Origin of the sequence: Paraburkholderia youngii (assembly GCF_013366925.1) — a bacterium.
Taxonomy (GTDB): Bacteria; Pseudomonadota; Gammaproteobacteria; order Burkholderiales; family Burkholderiaceae; genus Paraburkholderia; species Paraburkholderia youngii.
This window is the reverse complement of sequence record NZ_JAALDK010000001.1, coordinates 6,752,164-6,771,325: the sequence shown is the minus strand read 5'-3', so window position 1 is coordinate 6,771,325 and position 19,162 is coordinate 6,752,164. Positions and strand designations below refer to the sequence as shown.

Annotated in this window: 23 protein-coding genes, 1 tRNA gene and 1 pseudogene; 6 read left to right on the top strand and 19 right to left on the bottom strand. The window is 62.6% G+C overall.

Annotation, left to right across the window (positions count from 1 at the left end; translation table 11 throughout):
- The first annotated feature begins 52 nt into the window (after positions 1 to 52).
- Positions 53 to 700, top strand: coding sequence for a TetR/AcrR family transcriptional regulator (locus G5S42_RS30980; protein WP_176110168.1), 648 nt, complete (start codon positions 53 to 55; stop codon positions 698 to 700).
- A gap of 58 nt (positions 701 to 758) precedes the next feature.
- On the top strand, positions 759 to 1,313 hold the full coding sequence (locus G5S42_RS30975; protein WP_176110166.1) for a DUF1415 domain-containing protein: 555 nt from the start codon (positions 759 to 761) through the stop codon (positions 1,311 to 1,313).
- Positions 1,314 to 1,333: 20 nt separating this feature from the next.
- On the opposite strand, the gene G5S42_RS30970 is transcribed toward G5S42_RS30975, so the two are convergent.
- Positions 1,334 to 2,176, bottom strand: coding sequence for a class I SAM-dependent methyltransferase (locus G5S42_RS30970; RefSeq protein WP_176110164.1), 843 nt, complete (start codon positions 2,174 to 2,176; stop codon positions 1,334 to 1,336).
- A 388-nt stretch (positions 2,177 to 2,564) separates the two neighbouring features.
- Here G5S42_RS30970 and G5S42_RS30965 point away from each other — a divergent pair, with 388 nt between their 5' ends.
- Positions 2,565 to 2,885, top strand: coding sequence for a type II toxin-antitoxin system HicA family toxin (locus G5S42_RS30965; protein WP_013090673.1), 321 nt, complete (start codon positions 2,565 to 2,567; stop codon positions 2,883 to 2,885).
- 135 nt (positions 2,886 to 3,020) lie between these two features.
- Here the strand turns inward: G5S42_RS30965 and G5S42_RS30960 are convergent, their stop codons facing one another.
- Positions 3,021 to 3,230 (bottom strand): DUF1059 domain-containing protein, encoded by a 210-nt coding sequence (locus G5S42_RS30960; protein ID WP_176110162.1) that lies wholly within the window; start codon positions 3,228 to 3,230, stop codon positions 3,021 to 3,023.
- Positions 3,231 to 3,439: 209 nt separating this feature from the next.
- On the opposite strand from G5S42_RS30960, the gene G5S42_RS30955 reads away from it, so the two are divergent.
- Positions 3,440 to 4,711 carry a TIGR03862 family flavoprotein gene (locus tag G5S42_RS30955; RefSeq protein ID WP_176110161.1) on the top strand — a complete coding sequence of 424 codons (1,272 nt, stop codon included), beginning with the start codon at positions 3,440 to 3,442 and terminating at the stop codon, positions 4,709 to 4,711.
- A 15-nt stretch (positions 4,712 to 4,726) separates the two neighbouring features.
- On the opposite strand, the gene G5S42_RS30950 is transcribed toward G5S42_RS30955, so the two are convergent.
- Positions 4,727 to 5,851: a methyltransferase gene (locus G5S42_RS30950; RefSeq protein WP_176110159.1), complete on the bottom strand. Its 1,125-nt coding sequence runs from the start codon at positions 5,849 to 5,851 to the stop codon at positions 4,727 to 4,729.
- An 810-nt stretch (positions 5,852 to 6,661) separates the two neighbouring features.
- Here G5S42_RS30950 and G5S42_RS30945 point away from each other — a divergent pair.
- Positions 6,662 to 6,949: pseudogene (locus G5S42_RS30945) on the top strand (alpha/beta hydrolase); the annotation flags it as partial.
- A gap of 266 nt (positions 6,950 to 7,215) precedes the next feature.
- Here the strand turns inward: G5S42_RS30945 and G5S42_RS30935 are convergent.
- The 7 genes from G5S42_RS30935 to G5S42_RS30905 form a co-directional block, all read right to left on the bottom strand.
- Positions 7,216 to 7,291, bottom strand: a tRNA-Thr gene (locus G5S42_RS30935).
- Positions 7,292 to 7,310: 19 nt separating this feature from the next.
- Positions 7,311 to 7,808 carry a ClpXP protease specificity-enhancing factor gene (locus G5S42_RS30930; protein ID WP_176110157.1) on the bottom strand — a complete coding sequence of 166 codons (498 nt, stop codon included), beginning with the start codon at positions 7,806 to 7,808 and terminating at the stop codon, positions 7,311 to 7,313.
- Between the two features lie 66 nt (positions 7,809 to 7,874).
- On the bottom strand, positions 7,875 to 8,486 hold the full coding sequence (locus G5S42_RS30925) for a glutathione S-transferase N-terminal domain-containing protein (RefSeq protein WP_006052302.1): 612 nt from the start codon (positions 8,484 to 8,486) through the stop codon (positions 7,875 to 7,877).
- Between the two features lie 95 nt (positions 8,487 to 8,581).
- Complete coding sequence (locus tag G5S42_RS30920; protein WP_176110155.1) at positions 8,582 to 9,337, bottom strand: cytochrome c1; 756 nt, start codon at positions 9,335 to 9,337, stop codon at positions 8,582 to 8,584.
- A gap of 23 nt (positions 9,338 to 9,360) precedes the next feature.
- Positions 9,361 to 10,740 carry a cytochrome b gene (locus G5S42_RS30915; protein ID WP_176110154.1) on the bottom strand — a complete coding sequence of 460 codons (1,380 nt, stop codon included), beginning with the start codon at positions 10,738 to 10,740 and terminating at the stop codon, positions 9,361 to 9,363.
- The gene (petA, locus tag G5S42_RS30910) at positions 10,740 to 11,360 is read right to left on the bottom strand and encodes a ubiquinol-cytochrome c reductase iron-sulfur subunit (protein WP_026228357.1); all 621 of its coding nucleotides are present in this window, start codon (positions 11,358 to 11,360) and stop codon (positions 10,740 to 10,742) included. Before petA ends, G5S42_RS30915 begins: the two co-directional genes overlap by 1 nt.
- Positions 11,361 to 11,580: 220 nt before the next feature.
- The gene (locus tag G5S42_RS30905) at positions 11,581 to 12,327 is read right to left on the bottom strand and encodes a Nif3-like dinuclear metal center hexameric protein (RefSeq protein ID WP_176110152.1); all 747 of its coding nucleotides are present in this window, start codon (positions 12,325 to 12,327) and stop codon (positions 11,581 to 11,583) included.
- 19 nt (positions 12,328 to 12,346) lie between these two features.
- On the opposite strand from G5S42_RS30905, the gene G5S42_RS30900 reads away from it, so the two are divergent.
- Positions 12,347 to 13,567, top strand: a complete 1,221-nt coding sequence (locus G5S42_RS30900; protein WP_176110151.1) for a Do family serine endopeptidase — start codon at positions 12,347 to 12,349, stop codon at positions 13,565 to 13,567.
- A gap of 88 nt (positions 13,568 to 13,655) precedes the next feature.
- Here the strand turns inward: G5S42_RS30900 and tatC are convergent, their stop codons facing one another.
- From tatC to hisA, 9 genes are all read right to left on the bottom strand, one after another.
- A complete protein-coding gene (gene tatC / locus G5S42_RS30895; RefSeq protein ID WP_176110150.1) occupies positions 13,656 to 14,441 on the bottom strand; it encodes a twin-arginine translocase subunit TatC in 786 nt (261 codons plus the stop codon).
- A 34-nt stretch (positions 14,442 to 14,475) separates the two neighbouring features.
- Positions 14,476 to 15,018: a Sec-independent protein translocase protein TatB gene (gene tatB / locus G5S42_RS30890; RefSeq protein WP_176110149.1), complete on the bottom strand. Its 543-nt coding sequence runs from the start codon at positions 15,016 to 15,018 to the stop codon at positions 14,476 to 14,478.
- A gap of 48 nt (positions 15,019 to 15,066) precedes the next feature.
- Positions 15,067 to 15,312 (bottom strand): Sec-independent protein translocase subunit TatA, encoded by a 246-nt coding sequence (tatA, locus tag G5S42_RS30885; protein ID WP_176110148.1) that lies wholly within the window; start codon positions 15,310 to 15,312, stop codon positions 15,067 to 15,069.
- Positions 15,313 to 15,584: 272 nt separating this feature from the next.
- Positions 15,585 to 15,950, bottom strand: a complete 366-nt coding sequence (locus G5S42_RS30880; protein ID WP_013090689.1) for a histidine triad nucleotide-binding protein — start codon at positions 15,948 to 15,950, stop codon at positions 15,585 to 15,587.
- 93 nt (positions 15,951 to 16,043) lie between these two features.
- Positions 16,044 to 16,439 (bottom strand): DUF4870 family protein, encoded by a 396-nt coding sequence (locus G5S42_RS30875; protein WP_176110147.1) that lies wholly within the window; start codon positions 16,437 to 16,439, stop codon positions 16,044 to 16,046.
- A 90-nt stretch (positions 16,440 to 16,529) separates the two neighbouring features.
- Positions 16,530 to 16,925, bottom strand: coding sequence for a phosphoribosyl-ATP diphosphatase (locus G5S42_RS30870; RefSeq protein ID WP_176110146.1), 396 nt, complete (start codon positions 16,923 to 16,925; stop codon positions 16,530 to 16,532).
- Positions 16,922 to 17,332, bottom strand: a complete 411-nt coding sequence (hisI, locus tag G5S42_RS30865; RefSeq protein ID WP_090802086.1) for a phosphoribosyl-AMP cyclohydrolase — start codon at positions 17,330 to 17,332, stop codon at positions 16,922 to 16,924. The genes G5S42_RS30870 and hisI overlap by 4 nt, the downstream gene beginning before the upstream one ends.
- A gap of 1 nt (position 17,333) precedes the next feature.
- Positions 17,334 to 18,107, bottom strand: coding sequence for an imidazole glycerol phosphate synthase subunit HisF (gene hisF, locus G5S42_RS30860; RefSeq protein WP_176110145.1), 774 nt, complete (start codon positions 18,105 to 18,107; stop codon positions 17,334 to 17,336).
- A gap of 247 nt (positions 18,108 to 18,354) precedes the next feature.
- Entirely contained in the window at positions 18,355 to 19,107 is a 753-nt protein-coding gene (hisA, locus tag G5S42_RS30855) for a 1-(5-phosphoribosyl)-5-[(5-phosphoribosylamino)methylideneamino]imidazole-4-carboxamide isomerase (RefSeq protein WP_169500003.1), read from the bottom strand.
- Positions 19,108 to 19,162 lie beyond the last annotated feature (55 nt).

Below are 19,162 nucleotides of genomic sequence, written 5' to 3'. Positions count from 1 at the left end.
AGTTACTGGTCGGTAACATGTCAAGGCGTCAATTTCATTCGGGTGACTTGCCATGTCCAACAGCGAAACTCTCAAGCCCGCCGCTACTCGCTCGCGGCGTGCGCGCGGCGCACAGACCGCGGGGCCGCAGGCGCAACAGCATCTGCTGCGCGCGGCTAGCGAGTTGTTCTATCGCGAGGGCGTGCGCACGGTCGGCGTCGATGCGGTGGTCGAGCGCGCGGGTGTGAACAAAATGAGCCTGTACCGGCAGTTTTCGTCGAAGGACGAGCTGGTGATGGCGTATCTGGAACAGAAGGACGAGCAGTTCTTCGGCTACGTCGAGAAGAGTTTCGCCAAACATCCGGGCGAGCCGGCGAAGCAGCTTCAGCAGTACTTCGACGACCTCGCGGTGCGCGCCTCGGTCGACCATTACCGCGGCTGCCCCTTCGTGAACGTGTCGGTGGAGTTTTCGGATACCGCGCATCCGGCGCGGCAGTTCGTGTTCCGCAACAAGCAGCGCTTGATGGCGCGCCTCGTCGAACTCTCGACGGCGGCCGGCGCCGACGATCCGCAAGCGCTCGCCGATGGGCTCGGCCTGCTGATCGAGGGCGTGTACGCGGCGAGCCAGACTTACGGGCCGGGCTGCGGGCCGATCCTCGCCGCGCCGCGAGTCGCCGCGGAGTTGATTGCGGCCGCTTGCGCAATGAAGCAGGCTCGCTGAGTCAGTCCGTCGGCCGGGTCCTTTAGAATTGCGCGTTTCCCCGTCTCATCCTTCCGCCATGCCGTTGCCCGCCGAATCCCACGATGCCGTTATCGCCACGACCCGTCACTGGCTGACCGAGGCCGTGATCGGCTTGAACCTGTGTCCGTTCGCAAAGGCCGTGCATGTGAAGGAGCAGATTCGCTATGCGGTCAGCGAAGCGGACACGCTCGAAGCGGTACTCACCGACCTGGAAGCCGAACTGCAGACGCTCGTCGCCGCCGACCCCGCCGCCATCGACACGACGCTGCTGATCCTGCCACGTGCGTTCGGCGACTTTCTCGACTTCAACGACTGCCTGTTCTTCGCCGACCGCCTGATCCAGCAACTGGGGCTCGAAGGCGTGATTCAGATCGCGAGCTTTCATCCGCACTACCAGTTCGAAGGCAGCGAGCCCGACGACATCGAAAACTACACGAACCGGGCGCCGTATCCGATCCTGCATCTGCTGCGTGAAGACAGCATCGAGCGAGCCGTGCAGGCCTTTCCCGACGCGGAAGAGATTTACGAGCGCAATCAGGAAACGCTGCGGCGCATTGGCCTCAAAGGCTGGGATGCGTTGATGAAGCGCTAGGTGAAGCGCCCGGCTGCGCCTCAGGCCGGCACGAAAAAACGCGCCTTAAGCGCATCGAGGCCGAGCGTGTCCAGCACTTCGCCGAGCCGCTCAGCCGGCCGGCGCCGCGGCAGATCCTTGTACTGCGCGATGATCAGCTCGTTTTTCATCGAGTGTTCCCAGCCGACCAGCTCGGTCACACTCACCTGATAGCCATGCGCTTCGAGCTGCAGGCAGCGCAGCACGTTCGTGATCTGACTGCCGAATTCGCGCGTGTGCAGCGGATGCCGCCAGATTTCCGTGAGCGCGTTCTTCAGAGCCTTGCCTTTGTTCTGCCGCAGCACGCCGGCCACCTCGGCCTGGCAGCACGGCACGACGACGATGTACTTCGCGTGCTTTTCGAGCGCGAAACGGATTGCGTCGTCGGTCGCGGTATTGCACGCGTGCAGCGCGGTCACGATGTCGATTTCGGCGGGCAACCGCGTCGAGGTAATCGACTCCGCCACCGACAAATTCAAAAACGACATCCCCTTGAAGCCGAGCCGCGCCGCCAGCTCTTCGGACTTCGTCACCAGTTCCTCGCGCGTTTCGATGCCATAAATGTGCGAAGCCCCACCAGCGGCGTCCTGAAACTCCTTGAAAAACAGGTCGTACAGGATAAAACCGAGGTATGACTTGCCCGCGCCGTGATCGACGAGCGTCAGCGAACCCTGCTGGTCCTTCAGGTCCTTGAGCAGCGGCTCGATGAACTGGAACAGGTGGTAGACCTGCTTCAGCTTGCGACGGCTGTCCTGATTCATCTTGCCGTCGCGCGTGAGGATGTGGAGTTCTTTGAGCAGTTCGACGGACTGGTTGGGACGGATTTCGTGGGTTTTGCCGGACATCGTGTGGGTCGCCATCAATTGCAGCGCGAACGTGCGACAGATGACGGAAAAAGAGAAAAGTTACTGCCAGTTTACCCAAACTGCGGCATTCCCAGCGAGCACGCCGCGCGGACCACGCGACATAGGTGCTCTGCTGGGAACACTTCCTGCTCGACAGGCGCCGCGCGGAAGTGTCTCGAGAATGGCTGAAAACAGCTTGCGCGCCGGCTGAGCCCGCGGGTGCAAGCCGTGTCGCCGAAAACAGGAGGCTGTCCGGCCGTGCGACCGGACACGCGGACCGGATGCATGTGGGGAGAGCGGTCCCGCAACGCGGGCCGAACGTTACGTAACCAGCAGCGGCCGGCTTTGCTACCGGTCGCGCGCTCGGAAGATCACCGAAGAGGCGGCAATGGATACGGTACCCAACGGAAATGTCGAACAGAAGTTTCAGGAAATGCTTGCGAAGCTCACCACCGCGCCGGCATGGTCGGAGAAACAGCAACTCGAACTGGAGATGGCTCGCGATATCTCCACGGAAATGCTGCGGCTCGCCGAGGTCATGCGCGACGGCAATGTCGACCTCGAAACTTGCCTGACGATGCTCAAGTACGCCAAGGTGCTCGACTTCGTGATGACGACGCTCGCGTCGCGACGCGACATCAAGCCGCAGACGTTGCGGGTGATCTTCAAGCTCGCCGGGCTCAAGGTCGATGAGGCGTATCCGGGTTAGCGCGTCGGCATGTTGGTTAGGATGGCTTGGTATCGCGTTTCGCGTGTGACCAAAAGACTGCTGCAACACGACCGCGCGCGGGCGGCTAGATGCCGCTCGCGACGCGGGCTTCCACACTCCCCTTGCACGGATATCTCAAGCGCGCGGCGCCTCGGCGGGCGGCGTTCCCTCATGAAATAGCGTCTTCAGCTGCGCGCGCAGCTCCGGCGAATCCGCGTGCTTGTGAACGGTGACGGCATGCTGGACCGCGGCTTCGAGCAGTTCGCTGTCGCTGTCGGCGGACATCGCGACGGTGCAGTTCATTTCGCTCGGAAATTCGCGGCAGTCGATGTATTTGCGGGTCATGACAATCTCCTTGAACCAGACGATCGAGGAAGATGTGTGAAAAGTATAGGTCGCGGGCGGCGCGAGCCAAGCGGTGAACGCAGTTCGACCGCGTTCGACGGCGTTTGCCGCGCGCCGCGCGCGGTGTGACAATAACGCCCTTCGCGCCGCCCGTCCGTTCGATCGCTGGCGGCGCAGCGCCCTTTTCCCCCGCAGATCTGCCGAACCGCATGCCCTCCTCGCTCGATTCCGCCCGCGTCGCCGTAATCGGCGGCGGCCCCGCCGGCCTGATGGCCGCCGAGACGCTTGCCCGGCGCGGCGTGCAAGTCCACGTACATGACGCGATGCCGTCGGTCGGCCGCAAATTCCTGATGGCGGGCAAAGGCGGCATGAACATCACGCATTCGGAAGCGCTGGAGCCGTTTCTCGACCGCTACGGCGCGCGCCGCGACCACATCGCGCCGCTACTCGACGCGTTCGGTCCCGACGCGCTGCGCGCCTGGTTGCGCGAATTGGGTGTCGAGACGTTCGTCGGCAGTTCGGGGCGCGTGTTTCCGTCTGACATGAAGGCCGCGCCAATGCTGCGCGCGTGGCTGCATCGACTGCGCGAAGCGGGCGTGCAGTTCCACATGCGTCACAAGTGGAACGGCTGGGTCTCAGTGTCCGAAGACAACGCTGCGCACGCGCTGCGCTTCGCCACGCCCGACGGTGAGCAGACGGTGAGCTACGACGCGGTCGTGTTCGCGCTCGGCGGCGGCAGTTGGCCGCGGCTCGGCTCCGACGCCGCGTGGGTGCCGCTGATGATGTCGCGCGGCGTGCCGGTGATGCCGTTGCGCCCCGCGAACTGCGGCTTCGACGCGGACTGGAGTCCGTATCTGCGCGAGCGTTTCGCTGGTCAGCCGATCAAGACGATCGCGATTTCCTTCACCGATGTAGACGGAAAAGTCCACAATCGACAAGGTGAAACACTTCTGACCGAATCAGGCCTCGAAGGGAGTCTGATTTATGCGCTGTCGGCGCCGATCCGCGAGCGGATCCTGGCCGACGGCGAGCTCACCATCGCGCTGGATCTCGCGCCAGGCTTGCCGCTCGAGCGGGTCATCGAGGAAGTGACGCGGCCGCGCGGCTCACGCTCGATTGCGAGTCATCTGCATGGGCGGATTGGCATCGGCGGGGTCAAGCTGGCGCTGTTGCACGAGATTCTGTCGAAAGAAGTATTCGCCGATGCGCGCGGTCTCGCCCACGCGATCAAGGCGCTGCCGTTGCGACTGCTGCGCGCGCGACCGATCGACGAAGCGATCAGCACGGCGGGCGGCATCCCGTTCGAGGCGCTGGACGCACATTTGATGATCGACCGGATGCCCGGCGCATTCTGCGCGGGCGAAATGCTCGACTGGGAAGCACCGACCGGCGGTTATCTGCTGACGGCCTGTTTTGCCAGCGGGCTCGTGGCCGGCCGGGGCGCATGCGCGTATCTCGAAGCGCGCCGCGCATCGGCGTGATGCACGCACTCGCCGTCACCGCACCTTGAGCCGCCACAACGACGTGATCTCGGCCGCTCGCGCAACATACAGCGGATCGTTCTGATCACTGGCCTTCGGATGCCGTGGACGAATGTCCTCGCGTCCCACCACACTGAGCCCCGCGTGCTCGATCGCCGCCAGCAGCCATGCGCGCGTGCGCAACCCGAGATGCTCAGCGAAATCCGAAATGATGAGCCAGCCTTCGCCGCCCGGCGTCAGATGATCGGCGAGGCCGTTCAGGAAGCCAAGCAGCATGCGGCTGTCAGGATCATAGACCGCGTATTCGAGCGGCGACGCGGGCCGCGCCGGCACCCACGGCGGATTGCAGACGACGAGCGGCGCCCGACCGTCCGGAAACAGATCGCCCTGCACGATCTCGACCTGCCGGGCGTAGCCCAGGCGTGCGAGATTTTCACGCGCACACGCCAGCGCGCGCTCATCCTGATCCGTGGCGACGATCTTGCGCACGCCGCGTTTGGCCAGCAGCGCGGCCAGCACGCCAGTGCCGGTGCCGATATCGAACGCGAGATCCAGCGACGGCAGCGCGGCGCGCGCGACCAGATCGACGTACTCGCCACGCACCGGTGAGAACACGCCGTAGTGCGGATGAATGCGCTCGCCGAGCGCCGCGATCTCGACACCCTTCTTGCGCCATTCGTGCGCGCCGATCAAACCGAGCAACTCGCGCAACGACACCACCGACGCCTCGCCGGTCGCCGGTCCGTACGCTTCGGTGCAGGCCTGCCGCACGTCGGGCGCGCGGCGCAGGGAAATGCCGTAGTCGGCATCGAGCGGAATCAGAATCATGCCGAGCGTGCGGGCGCGCTGCGACTGCGCCTGCCGATGCAGGTTGAACGCGTCGAGCGGTGTCGCTCCCTGCTTGCGCGCCTTGCGTTCGAGTCGGCGCGTGACCGCCTGCAACAGTTGGCGCGCGTTCTGGAAGTCGCCGTGCCACAACAGCGCGGTGCCTTCGCAGGCGAGGCGGTAGGCCGAATCGGCGGTAGTGCGGTCGTCGGCGACGACGACGCGCTTCGGCGGCGGCACGGCCGCTTCGGAGCGCCAGCGTGCGGTGCGCGGGCCGTCGGCTTCGGGCCAGGTGAGAGTTGCGGGGTTGGTCATGGTGCAATGGAGTCGATGTGACGTCGCCGGCGACGTGGACCGCGGCAGCGGACCGGAACGTCTGTCGGCTGCCCGCCATCCCGGGCGACGCCCGAATAGTACCGTACCGCCGCCGTGCGGCTTCGCGACTCCGCATGGATGGGTGACGATGATCAGGTAAGTTTAGACGCGCCAAATGTAGACAATTAAGTCCATGATCGACAAGGTGAAAGAGTTATCGTGATTTTTGGGCCGTCAGGCGGCGCACCTCAAGGCATGGGCGCACTTCAGCGGGTCAATTGCAGACCCAAAAGTCTACAATCGACAAGGTGAAAGAAATATTGTGATTTTTTGAGCCATTCAGTGACTCACCTCAAACGGGGGCCGCCGAAGTTCGGCGACAAAATACTAAAAAGTCCACGATCGACAAGGTGAACAAGATAGCGTGATGTTTGAGCCATCGAACGCCGCACCTTGGCCCGCGCTGCATTTAGGCCCGCCGATTACAGATTAAAAAGTCTACTATGGACAAGGTGAAAGAGATATCGTGATTTCTGAGCTACCCAGCGGCTCACCTCACACCGCGTCCAACGTCTTTCCGGTATGGGCTAGAGACGAAAAAAGCACCGTCGAAATCCGACCGCGCTCGTGGTGACCCGTGTTGGCTACAGCAAAAAGCGCCGACGCCGGCACGAATGGAACCAACGTTCCGTCGGCGCCGTCGCCCGATCACACGGTCAGCACCGAGTTGTAAGTGATACCCGCGACCTACCGCGTCGTTCAGCGTAATGTCGTTCGTGTTGACCACGAACATCGGTCCCGGCACGATGTGCCGCCTGGCTGGACGCGTCGCCAGCCAATCGCGAAGCGTTGAGCACACTGCTCGCATACGAGACGACCGTGTGGCAATACACGCATGGCGTGCCGGACACGGCATCGGTCCTGCCGGACGGCTACTCGCTCGACGACTTCTGCCTGCGCCCCCCCGGCGAGCACGAGGTCCAGCTCGATCTGTTCCGCGACCATCGCCACAATGTCGCTCTGTACCCGGCGTTTCAGGAGTACTTCCGCACTTACCGACCGCCTCTGCTGGCGGTGCGGGGCAAGACCGACCCGTACTCGTCATCGATCTTGACCTGTCTGAGGCGGATGCCGCTACGGGCATCTCACGCTATGGCACACCCGAGGAAATCGCGGAGCCGATGGCTTTCGTCAAATCGCCGGCAGCACGCAGCACGCTGGACAGGCTCGACGCTGCGGATGGACGGCGGCGAGGTCAAATCGGTCTAGCTCGGCGACTCGACTGCCGAAAAAAGAAAACCCCGCCGAAGCGTGTGCTTCGACGGGGTTTTCAAGCATTTCCAGTTACTGCTGATAAAGCAATCTGGTGCCGGCTGCAGGACTCGAACCCGCCACCTCATGATTACAAGTCAAGCGCTCTACCTGATGAGCTAAGCCGGCATGAGGCCGTGATTCTACTTCATTTCACGATCTTAAGGCGAGCCCTTCCGCCACCTTTCGAGCCATCGTCGTCGGGTTGCGGCTTGTCGTCGGCGTCGCTGGCCTCGGCCGGGTCGACCGGCGCCGTTTCGACGGCGCGCGGCGCCGCCGGCGTGTCCGCTTCGTCCGCGGCATCCGCGCCCGAATCCTGAGCCTCGCCGCCCGCCGATTCGACCGGGAACGCCATACCTTGGCCGTTCTCGCGCGCGTAGATCGCCAGAATATTGGCGACCGGCACTTCGATCTTGTGCGACTTGCCGGAAAAGCGCGCGTTGAACTCGATCCACTCGTTGCCCATCTGCAACTGGCTGGTCGCCTCGAAGCTGATGTTCAACACGATCTCGTTGTCTCGCACGAACTGACGCGGCACGCGCGTCTGATTGTCGACGCGGACCGCGATGTGCGGTGTGTAGCCGTTATCCGTGCACCACTCATAAAGCGCGCGCAGCAGATAAGGCTTCGTGGAAATCTCTTGCATCAACAGTCCTCTTGCGGGCACGGGCGCGCATCGAAGCGATGCGGCGCCCGCACACCAAAGCCAAACTCAACGACGCATCACCTTTTCCGACGGCGTCAGCGCTTCGATATAAGCCGGGCGGCTGAAAATGCGCTCGGCGTACTTCATCAGCGGCGCGGCGTTCTTCGACAGCTCGATACCGTAGTGGTCGAGGCGCCACAAGAGCGGTGCGATCGCGACGTCGAGCATCGAGAACTCTTCGCCGAGCATGTACTTGTTCTTCAGGAAGATCGGCGCGAGTTGCGTCAGGCGATCGCGGATCGCGAGGCGCGCCTTCTCGTGATTCTTCTCCGCTGCCTTGCCCTTCTCGTTTTCGAGCGTGCCGACGTGGACGAACAGCTCTTTCTCGAAGTTGAGCAGGAACAGGCGGGCACGCGCGCGCTGCACCGGATCGGCCGGCATCAGCTGCGGGTGCGGGAAGCGCTCGTCGATGTACTCGTTGATGATGTTCGATTCGTACAGAATCAGGTCCCGTTCGACGAGAATCGGCACCTGACCATACGGATTCATCACGGCGATGTCTTCCGGCTTGTTGAACAGGTCGACGTCGCGGATCTCGAAGTCCATGCCCTTTTCGAACAACACCAGCCGGCAACGCTGGGAGAACGGGCAAGTAGTGCCGGAATACAGAACCATCATGTTTACGTTTCCTCAAAAAGCTGAAGGGCCAGCGCACGGAAAAACCGTTCAGCAGGTCTTTCCTGGCGCCGGCCCCACGCCGTGTAGCGGCGTGATTATTTGATATGTTTCCAGTACGCGGCGTTCAGTCGCCAGGCGAAAAAGCTCAGGATACCGAGGAACAACACCACCCACACGCCAAGTTGCTTGCGGGTTTGCTGCGTCGGTTCGGACATCCATGACAGGTACGACACGAGGTCGGCCACAGCAGAATCATAATCTACCGGCGACATCGTCCCCGGAGTGAGTTGCTGGAAACCGCGGAATTTGTGTACCTTTTCGCCGGTTTTTTCGTCGGTTTCATCGCCGAATTTCGCCGCCCGCTGCCCCTGAAGCTGCCACAGCACGTGAGGCATGCTCACGTTTTCGTACACCAGATTGTTCCAGCCAGTCGGCCGCGTATCGTCGCGGTAAAAACTACGCAGATACGTGTACAGCCAGTCCGTGCCGCGCGCCCGCGCCTCCACCGACAAATCCGGCGGCGTCGCCCCGAACCACGATTTCGCGTCGTCCGGGCGCATCGCCACGGTCATCGTGTTGCCGACCTTGTCGGTGGTGAACAGCAGATTCGCCTGGACTTCGTTCGGCGTGATGCCGAGATCGGTCAGGCGGTTGTAGCGCATCAGGTTCGCGCTGTGGCAATTCAGGCAGTAGTTTACAAACAATTGCGCGCCGCGCTGCAAAGAAGCGAAATTGTTCGTGTTGTCCGGCGCACGATTGAGCGGGAAATTCTCGTCCGCGTGGACCGGAGCGGCCAACATCGCAAGCACGGTCGCGCCGACCAGCGCGCACATCGAAAGCATTTTTTTCATCTTCGTGTTCTCCTGGCTCGCGATTAGTGAGGCTTGAACCGCACCCGTTCCGGCGGCTGCTTGAACTTGCCAAGCCGCGTCCAGAAGGGCATGCCGAGGAAAAACGCGAAGTACACCAGCGCGCAGATCTGGGCGATCAGCGTTGCGGCGGGCGATGGCGGCCGCGTGCCGAGGAAGCCGAGCGTCAGGAACGCGATCACGAAGATCCCGAAGAAAAGCTTGTGGAAGAACGGCCGGTAGCGAATCGACCTGACCGGCGAGCGGTCCAGCCACGGCAGGAAGAACAGCGAAATCACCGCGCTGCCCATCACGACGACGCCCCAGAATTTCGATTCGGTGAACACCATCGCGACGATCACCAGCACCGCGAGCACTGGCAACCCGATCTTCCACCTGCCGCGCGCGCGCACGAGCGCGAGCAGCCCCAGTAGCGCAATGACGATCATCAGGACGATCTTGAATGGATCGGTGGTGGCGCGCAGCATCGCATAAAAAGCGGTAAAGTACCAAACTGGCGCAATTTCCGGCGGGGTCTGCAGCGGATTCGCCGGAACGAAGTTGTTGGCTTCAAGGAAGTACCCGCCCATTTCCGGCCCGAAGAAGATGATGGCCGCGAAAATCAGCAGGAAGATCGCCACGCCCATGAAGTCGTGCACCGAGTAGTACGGGTGGAACGGAATGCCGTCGAGGGGCACGCCATCCGGCCCCTTCTTCGCCTTGATTTCGATGCCGTCCGGGTTGTTCGAGCCGACTTCGTGCAGCGCGACGAGGTGCGCGATCACGAGGCCGACGAGGACCAGCGGAATCGCGATCACGTGGAACGCGAAGAAGCGGTTCAGCGTGACGTCGGACACGACATAGTCGCCGCGAATCCACAACGACAGATCCGGCCCGATGAACGGAATCGCCGAGAACAGGTTCACGATCACCTGCGCGCCCCAGAACGACATCTGGCCCCACGGCAGCAGGTAGCCGAAGAACGCTTCGGCCATCAGGCTCAGGAAGATCAGGCAGCCGAAAATCCACACGAGCTCGCGCGGCTTGCGGTAGGAGCCATACAAAAGCCCGCGAAACATGTGCAAATACACGACGACGAAGAACATCGACGCACCCGTCGAGTGCATGTAGCGGATCAGCCAACCCCACGGCACCTCGCGCATGATGTACTCGACCGACGCGAACGCCATCGTCGCATCGGGCTTGTAGTTCATCGTCAGCCAAATGCCGGTGACGATCTGGTTGACCAGCACCAGCAATGCAAGCGAACCGAAGAAGTACCAGAAGTTGAAGTTCTTCGGCGCGTAGTACTCGGAAACGTGCTTCTTCCACGTGGCAGTCATCGGGAAGCGCTGGTCGATCCAACCAGCCAGCCCGGTCGTCTCTACTTCGTGTTCGCTCGCCATTACGCTTCTCCTTTTTCGTCCTTCCCTATCACAAGGGCCGTCGCCGACGTGAACATGAAGCGTGGGATGTCGAGGTTCTGCGGGGCGGGTTTGTTCTTGAAGACGCGGCCGGCCATGTCGTAGGTCGAGCCGTGGCACGGGCACAGGAAGCCGCCGGGCCAGTCGTCGGGCAGATTGGGCTGCGGGCCTTCCTGGAAGCGCGGCGTCGGCGTGCAGCCCAGATGCGTGCAAACGGCGACGGCAACCAGCAGGTGCTTGTTCTCGGCGCGTGAACGGAATTCGTTGTTGCAGTAGTCCGGCAGCGGCATCGAGAAGGGATTCTGCGTGTGAGGGTCCGCTACCTGGCTATCGGCTTTTTGAACATCGGCGAGCATGCGGTCCGTGCGGTTGATGATCCACACCGGCTTGCCACGCCAGGCGACCGTCATCATGTCGCCGGGCTTCAGACCACTGATATCGACTTCGACCGGGGCACCTGCAGCCTTGGCCTTTTCGGATGGTGCAAACGAACTAACAAAGGGTACGACAACGGCAACACCTCCTATGCCGCCTGCTACGGTCGTCGCTACCAGCCAGTTACGGCGGCTGCCATCGACGCGTTCCTCTTCTTTGTCTCGCATCACACGCCCCACTTCTGAGTTGGATTTTTCCTTCACGTCGCTTCTACCGCCGCTAGTTTGCTCGAATGGAGTCGCCATTTACAAGGGCCGATTGCCAAAAACCGTGCGAAGCCCTTGATAACTCAGGGTTTGTCCGTACCGATCGCAAACTTTTTTGTACCTCCTTTTAAGCGCCTTCTACGGTATTCGCGCCTTTTTCTTCGTTAATGCAATTCGCAATTCAAACGGGATTCGGAATGTCGATAAACAGGTGTTCGATATCGAACGATTCGGACAGATGCTTGCCCACCGCCTGCACGCCGAAACGTTCTGTCGCGTGGTGGCCGGCCGCAAGGAAGGCGACGCCGCTTTCCGCCGCCGTATGCATCACCGACTCCGATACTTCGCCGGTCACGTAGACGTCGACGCCCGCGTTGATCGCCGCGTCGAACATCCCTTGCGCGGCGCCCGTGCACCAGCCGACGCGGCGCAGCTGCATATCGGGATCGCCGAACACGAGCGGCGTGCGGCCCAGCGTTTGCTCGATTTCCGCGGTCAGGTGCGAAAGCGAGATCGGCATTGGCAACGTGGCGAGCCAGCCGAGGTCGTTGTCGCCGAAACGCGCGTCGCTGATCCAGCCCATCTTCTCGCCGATCTGCGCGTTGTTGCCGAATTCGGGATGATCGTCGAGTGGCAGGTGGTAGGCGAACAGGTTCAGGTCGTTGGCGAGCAACAGCTTCAGTCGAGCGTGCTTGCGGCCGGTGATCTGCGGCGCCTCGTTGCGCCAGAAGTAGCCGTGATGGACCAGCACGGCGTCCGCGCCCCAGTCGAGCGCGGCCTCCAGGAAGGCCACCGACGCGGTCACACCGGTCGCGAGTTTGTTGATCCGGCGGCGCCCTTCGACCTGCAGTCCGTTCGGGCAATAGTCCTTGAAGCGCGCGGTTTCAAGGAGATTGTTCAAGTACAATTCAAGTTCAATCCGATCCATATAGACCTCTTGTCTTCAGATGCTTAGACGCTTTTGGCTGTTATTTGCCCAAGCGGTGACGGTGCTGTTGGCGCTGATGTTCATCATTGCGACCCTCAAACCGCAGTGGCTGCAGCGTCAAGGACAATTCGGCAGACAACTCGCCGAACCGATCGTGGCGCTGCGGGAAGTGGCGCCGGGCATCAGCAAAGGCCATGCCGAAACGTCCTATGCCGAAGCGGCGCAAAAGGCCATGCCCGCGGTCGTCAACGTGTTCTCCAGCAAGGATGGCTCGCTGCCGCCCGACCCGCGCGCCAAAGATCCGCTGTTCCGCTACTTCTTCGGCGACAGGAACAATCGCAAGCAGCAGGAGCAGCCTGCCTCGAATCTCGGCTCAGGCGTGATAGTGAGTTCGGAAGGTTACATTCTAACGAACCAGCACGTCGTAGACGGCGCCGATCAGATCGAAGTCGCGCTCGCCGACGGCCGCACCGCCAGCGCGAAGGTCATCGGCATCGACCCCGAGACCGATCTGGCGGTGCTCAAGGTCAACATGAGCAATCTGCCCACCATCACGCTCGGCCGGATGGACCAGACCCGCGTCGGCGACGTCGTGCTCGCGATCGGCAATCCGTTCGGCGTCGGGCAGACCGTGACGATGGGCATCGTCAGCGCACTGGGACGCAACCACCTTGGCATCAATACGTTCGAAAACTTCATCCAGACCGACGCCCCGATCAACCCCGGCAACTCGGGCGGTGCGCTCGTCGACGTGAACGGCAATCTGCTCGGCATCAACACCGCGATCTACTCGCGCTCGGGCGGCTCGCTCGGCATCGGCTTCGCGATTCCGGTGTCGACCGCGCGCAGCGTGCTCGAGAGCATCATCACGACCGGTACAGTCACGCGCGGTTGGATCGGTGTCGAACCGCAGGACGTGACGCCGGAAATCGCCGAGTCGTTCGGGCTCGATCAGAAGTCAGGCGCGATCGTCGCCGGGGTGCTGAAGAGCGGACCGGCCGACCGCGCGGGCATCAAGCCCGGCGACATCCTGACGAGCGTGAACGGCCAGGTGATCACCGATACCACGCGCCTGTTGAACGTGATCGCGCAGATTAAGCCGGGCACGGCGGCAAAAGTGCATCTGGTACGCAAAGGCCATCAGATCGATCTCGACGTGATGATCGGCAAACGCCCGCCGCCGCCGAAACAGCCGGAAGACGAAAACGGCGGCGATCAGCCAGACGACGAAGGTGGTTGAAGTCAAGGCCGCGACTAACGCAACGAAAAAGGGCAGTCCGTGATGGACTGCCCTTTTCATCTGACGCCTGGCACCGACTCACGGCACCTCAATTAGACGGCGGCGGACTCGCATCCTCGACGACCACCGGCTGCTTGCCGACGATCAACCGCGCCGCGACGATGCCGGCTTCGTACAGCAGAATCAGCGGAACCGCGAGGATCAGCTGCGAAAACACGTCCGGCGGCGTCACGACGGCCGACACCACGAACGCGCCGACGATCACATACGGCCGGATCTCCTTCAGCTTCTTCAGGGTCACAACGTTCATCCGCACCAACAGGACGACGACGATCGGCACCTCGAACGTGACACCGAACGCGATGAACATCGTGAGCACGAAGCTCAGGTAATTGTCGATATCGGTTGTCATTTCCGCGCCGAGCGGCGCGTTGTAGTGCGCCATCACGCGGAAGATGGTTGGAAACACGACGAAATACGCGAACGCCATGCCGCACAGGAACAGCGTATAGCTGCTCGCCACGAGCGGCGCCACCAGCTTCTTCTCGTGCTGATAGAGTCCCGGCGCGACGAACGCCCAGATCTGGTACAGCACGACCGGCAGCGCGATCACGAAAGCGACCAGCATCGTCACCTTCATCGGCACGAAGAACGAGCCGGTGACGTCGGTGACGATCATCTTGCCGTCCTTCGGCAGATTCATCATCAGCGGCCGCGCGAGCAGTTTGAAGATGTCCGGCGCCCAGTACACGAGCCCGATAAACACGACGATGACGGCGAGCCCCGCACGGATGATGCGGTCACGTAGTTCGACGAGGTGGGAAATGAAGGTCTCTTCAGTGCCTTCGTTCTGGGATTGCTGGGGGTCGCTCACACCGGCCCTCGGTTAGGGATTGTCGATCTGAACATCAGAAAAACCGCGTCGGACGACGCAGGTTGGCAGGTGTGTGCCGCGCAACGCGCGCGGCGCCCGACTGCACGCGCGTGCGGCGCAGGCTCGCTCGCTTGTACCAGGTGGGGGTGGCGCTTTGCTGGACGCGCCAGTTCTTGCGTTTGGGCGCGGCGGCCGGTGTACTGACCGGCCACGAGGTAACACCGGTGCTGCCGCTGACGCCGCTGCCGGCGTCTTCGAGCGCGCCGCCGGCGATACTCGGCGACACCGACGTACCGCTCTTCCATGCCTCGTTCAGTTCATTCTCGTGCTTGCGCAGATTGTCCTGAACCGCCGTTTCGACGTTGCTCGCGGCCTTCTCGAAATCGGTCTTCATGCGCCGCAGTTCGTCGAGCTCGATTTCGCGCGTGACTTCGGCCTTCACGTCGTTGACGTACCGCTGTGCGCGGCCGAATAGCGCGCCGGCCGTGCGGGCGACACGCGGCAGGCGCTCAGGCCCGAGGACGACCAGCGCGACGACGCCGATCAGCGCCATCTTGGTTAGACCGAGGTCCAGCATGAAGTGAAATGTCCGTCAGAAACGCGGGAACGGCGCAAACGCCGCGGCTTAGCGGTAATCGCCCGATTGCTGCGTCTTTTCTTTCGCTTCGACGTCCACCGCGCCGTTGCGCGGCAACTCGCGCTGCTGCTGTTGCGCGTCGGCCGACGGCGATTCGGCTTCCTTCATGCCTTCCTTGAAGCCCTTCACCGCGCCGCCCAGATCGCTGCCGATGTTGCGCAGCTTCTTCGTGCCGAACACGAGCGCGACGATCAACAGAACGATCAACCAATGCCAAATACTCAACGAACCCATGACTACTCTCCTTAACCCCGACGCCGCATCTCGATGCGGCAAATTTGCCTAATCTGAAGCGCACGCGCTTCGTTTGCCTCTATCTCTACGTTACCGCAGGTCGCACCACCTCGCTCGCAAAGTGCGCCGCAATCTGAACCGCCGTCATTGTGGTCAGGCGATCGCGTCGACGGTATTACACAGCGGTAAAAATAACGGCGGCGCTATTGTCCTCGACCAAAACTCGCGGCGGTGTGCTCTCGCCACGCGGCGCGCATGACCCATGCGCCCGCTCAGCCCATGCGATGCCAGGGGCGCGGTCCCGCGAGAATGTGCGCGTGCAGGTGATACACCTCCTGACCACCGCCCGGACCGGTATTGATTACCGTGCGAAAGCCCGTTTCGCCGCCGCTATACGCGACCCCCAATTGCTCCGCCAGTCGAGCGGCCAACACAAGCATTCTACCAAGCAGAGGCGCGTCGCTTTCCGTGCAGTTCGACAGCGTTGCAATGTGCTTGCGAGGAATCACCAGCACATGCGTTTCGGCCGCCGGACGGATGTCGCGGAAGGCGACGAACTCGTCGTCTTCGTGGACTCTGGTCGAGGGGATTTCGCCAGCGGCGATCTTGCAGAAAAGACAGTTCGGATCGTGACTCATCGTATTCCTGACGCGGTATGACTTAGGCGAGCGAAGCCGCACGCGACGAGGTTCGACCCGAATGCCGGTCCGCGCGTGCGGACGGCCTAGCGTTCAGACCCAGCCGGCCGGATTCGCGAATGGCTTGTTATCGTACAGATACAGCCAGCCTTTGATAATACGGTACAACATCCATATGCTGACCGCCCACAGCACCGGGATGCCGATCACGACGACCAACAGCAATGCGCCGATCGCATAACCGACGAGGCCCATCCAGAACGTGCGAATCTGCCATCCGAAATGCGCTTCGTACGGCGTGCCGGCCACGTCGGCCCGTTTCACGTAGTTGATGATGATCGCGACCAGAACGGTGAGCCCACCGGTCAGCCAATGAACCGCATACAGCGCGTACAGCACGTGCGTGAGCGTGCGCAGGCTGCGCTCCCGCTCAGGTTCCATCGCGTGGCGGTAGACCGGCGGCGGATAGCTTCCTTGCGGCTGTTCCATGCTTGCGTCCTCACGAAGGTGCGGTTACCGCTATATAGGTGCCAGCGCGCGCGACTTCAAGCGGAAATGCCAGATTTCCGCTCCGGCTGCTCAGTCGCCGTTTTCCTCACGCTCGCGGCTCTTGCGCAGCGCCTTTTCCTCGATGCCCGACAGGCCTTCGCGACGCTCGAGTTCGGCGATCACGTCGGCGGGGCTCAGATTGAAATGCGACAACATCACGAGGCAGTGGAACCACAGGTCCGCGACCTCGCCGACCAGCGCCTTCGGCACGCCGCCGTGGCGCGCGTCCTTTGCGGCCAGCACGACTTCGGTGGCTTCTTCGCCGATCTTCTTCAGAATCGCGTCGTCGCCCTTGTGGAACAGACGCGAGACGTACGAGGTGTCTGGATCGCCGCCCTTGCGGCCATCGATCACCGCCGCGAGGCGCAACAGCGTGTCGAGCGTGGAAGCCTCAGCGGGCGACGGGTTTTGCGTGGATTGCGTCATTTGTAGATGTGTTCGGGGTCTTTCAGCACGGGATCGACGGCCTGCCAGTCGCCGTCGTCCACCGAGCCTTCGAATTTCTGGAAAAAGCACGAGTGGCGGCCGGTGTGGCATGCGATGCCCGACACCTGCTCGACTTTCAGCAGCACGACGTCTTCGTCGCAATCGAGCCGCACTTCGTGCACATGCTGCACGTGCCCCGACTCTTCGCCCTTGAACCACAGGCGCTGGCGCGAGCGCGAGAAATATACCGCGCGGCCGGTCTCGACTGTCTTCGCGAGAGCCTCGCGGTTCATCCACGCGAACATCAGCACGTCGTTCGTCGACGCTTCCTGCGCGATCACCGGCACGAGGCCGTTCGCGTCCCACTTGACCTTGTCGAGCCAGTTCACTGCCGAAGGATTCGTCACGTCACAACCTCACCGAAATGCCCTGGTCGGCCATGAAGCGCTTGGCCTCGCCGACCGTGTGTTCGCCATAGTGGAAGATGCTCGCGGCCAGCACCGCGTCCGCGTGACCGCTTTTGATGCCGTCGGCGAGATGCTGCAGATTGCCGACGCCGCCCGAGGCGATCACAGAAACCGGCACCGCGTCCGACACCGCGCGCGTCAGCGCAAGGTCGAAGCCGCTCTTGGTGCCGTCGCGATCCATGCTGGTCAGCAGGATTTCGCCCGCGCCGAGCTCGGCCATCTTGCGCGCCCATTCCACCGCGTCGAGACCGGTGGACTTGCGTCCGCCGTGCGTGAACACTTCCCAGCGCGGCGTTTCGCCGTCGGCAGACACGCGCTTCGCGTCGATCGCGACAACGATGCATTGCGAGCCGTATTTGTCGGTCGCGTCCTTCACGAGCTGCGGATTCGCGACCGCCGACGAGTTCATGCTGATCTTGTCCGCGCCCGCGTTCAGCAGGCGCCGCACGTCTTCGACCGCGCGCACGCCGCCGCCGACCGTCAGCGGAATGAACACCTGCGAGGCGACTGCCTCGATGATCGGCAGGATCAGGTCGCGCTGATCCGAGGTCGCGGTGATATCGAGGAACGTCAGTTCGTCGGCGCCCTGATCGTCGTAACGGCGCGCGATTTCGACCGGGTCGCCCGCGTCGCGCAGTTCGACGAAGTTGACGCCCTTGACCACGCGGCCCGCGGTGACGTCGAGACAAGGGATGATGCGTTTAGCTAGAGCCATGATCGTGCAATTCTGCCAATACCGCTGATGAGGCCGCTCGCTTGCGGGCAAGCGGCACGGTGCCGGCGCGAGCGGTTGCGTCGCGCCGCGAGTGAAGTGCTGGCCGCAGGTCGCCGAGGTTCCGGTTGCGTGATCGTGCGAAGCGCGCTACCCGGCAAGCCGTCGGTCGAGCGAGTGCCGCAAGCCGAGGTGAGTGCCACGCCGGCACACGGCGCAAGCTTCCCGGCAAGCGCGGCCGACGCCGCGCTTAAGCGTCGTCCGCTTCGCGCAGCTTGTCCGCGAGCGTCTGCGCGGCCGCGAAGTCGAGGTCGCCCGAATAGATCGCGCGGCCGCAGATCACGCCTTCGATGCCCTCGCCTTCGACTTCGCACAGCGATTCGATGTCCGCGAGGTTCGACAGACCGCCGCTCGCGATCACCGGAATCTTGACCGCGCGCGCAAGGCGCACCGTCGCTTCGATGTTGATGCCTTGCAGCATGCCGTCGCGGCCGATGTCGGTGTAGATGATCGACTCGCAGCCGTAGTCCTCGAACTTGCGCGCGAGGTCGGCCACTTCGTGACCGGTCAGCTTGCTCCAGCCGTCGGTGGCGACCTTGCCGTCTTTCGCGTCGAGACCGACGATGATGTGGCCGCCGAACGCGGTGCACGCGTCCTGCAGGAAGCCGGGGTTCTTCACCGCCGCGGTGCCGATGATCACGTAGGACAAACCGTCGTCCAGATAGCGCTCGATCGTGTTCAGGTCGCGGATGCCACCGCCGAGCTGAACCGGAATTTCACCGCCCACTTCGTCGATGATCGCCCGGATTGCATCGCCGTTCTTGGGCTTGCCGGCGAACGCGCCATTCAGATCGACGAGATGCAGACGACGCGCGCCGCGGTCGACCCAATGTCGGGCCATTGCCGCCGGTTCCTCGGAGAAAATCGTCGCCTGGTCCATATCGCCCTGTTTGAGGCGTACACACTGACCATCTTTCAGGTCGATGGCGGGAATCAGCAGCATAGCAATCGGGTGTTATCTGGGAGTGGATTGAAGGTCGGCGGCAGCGGCTGGCGGA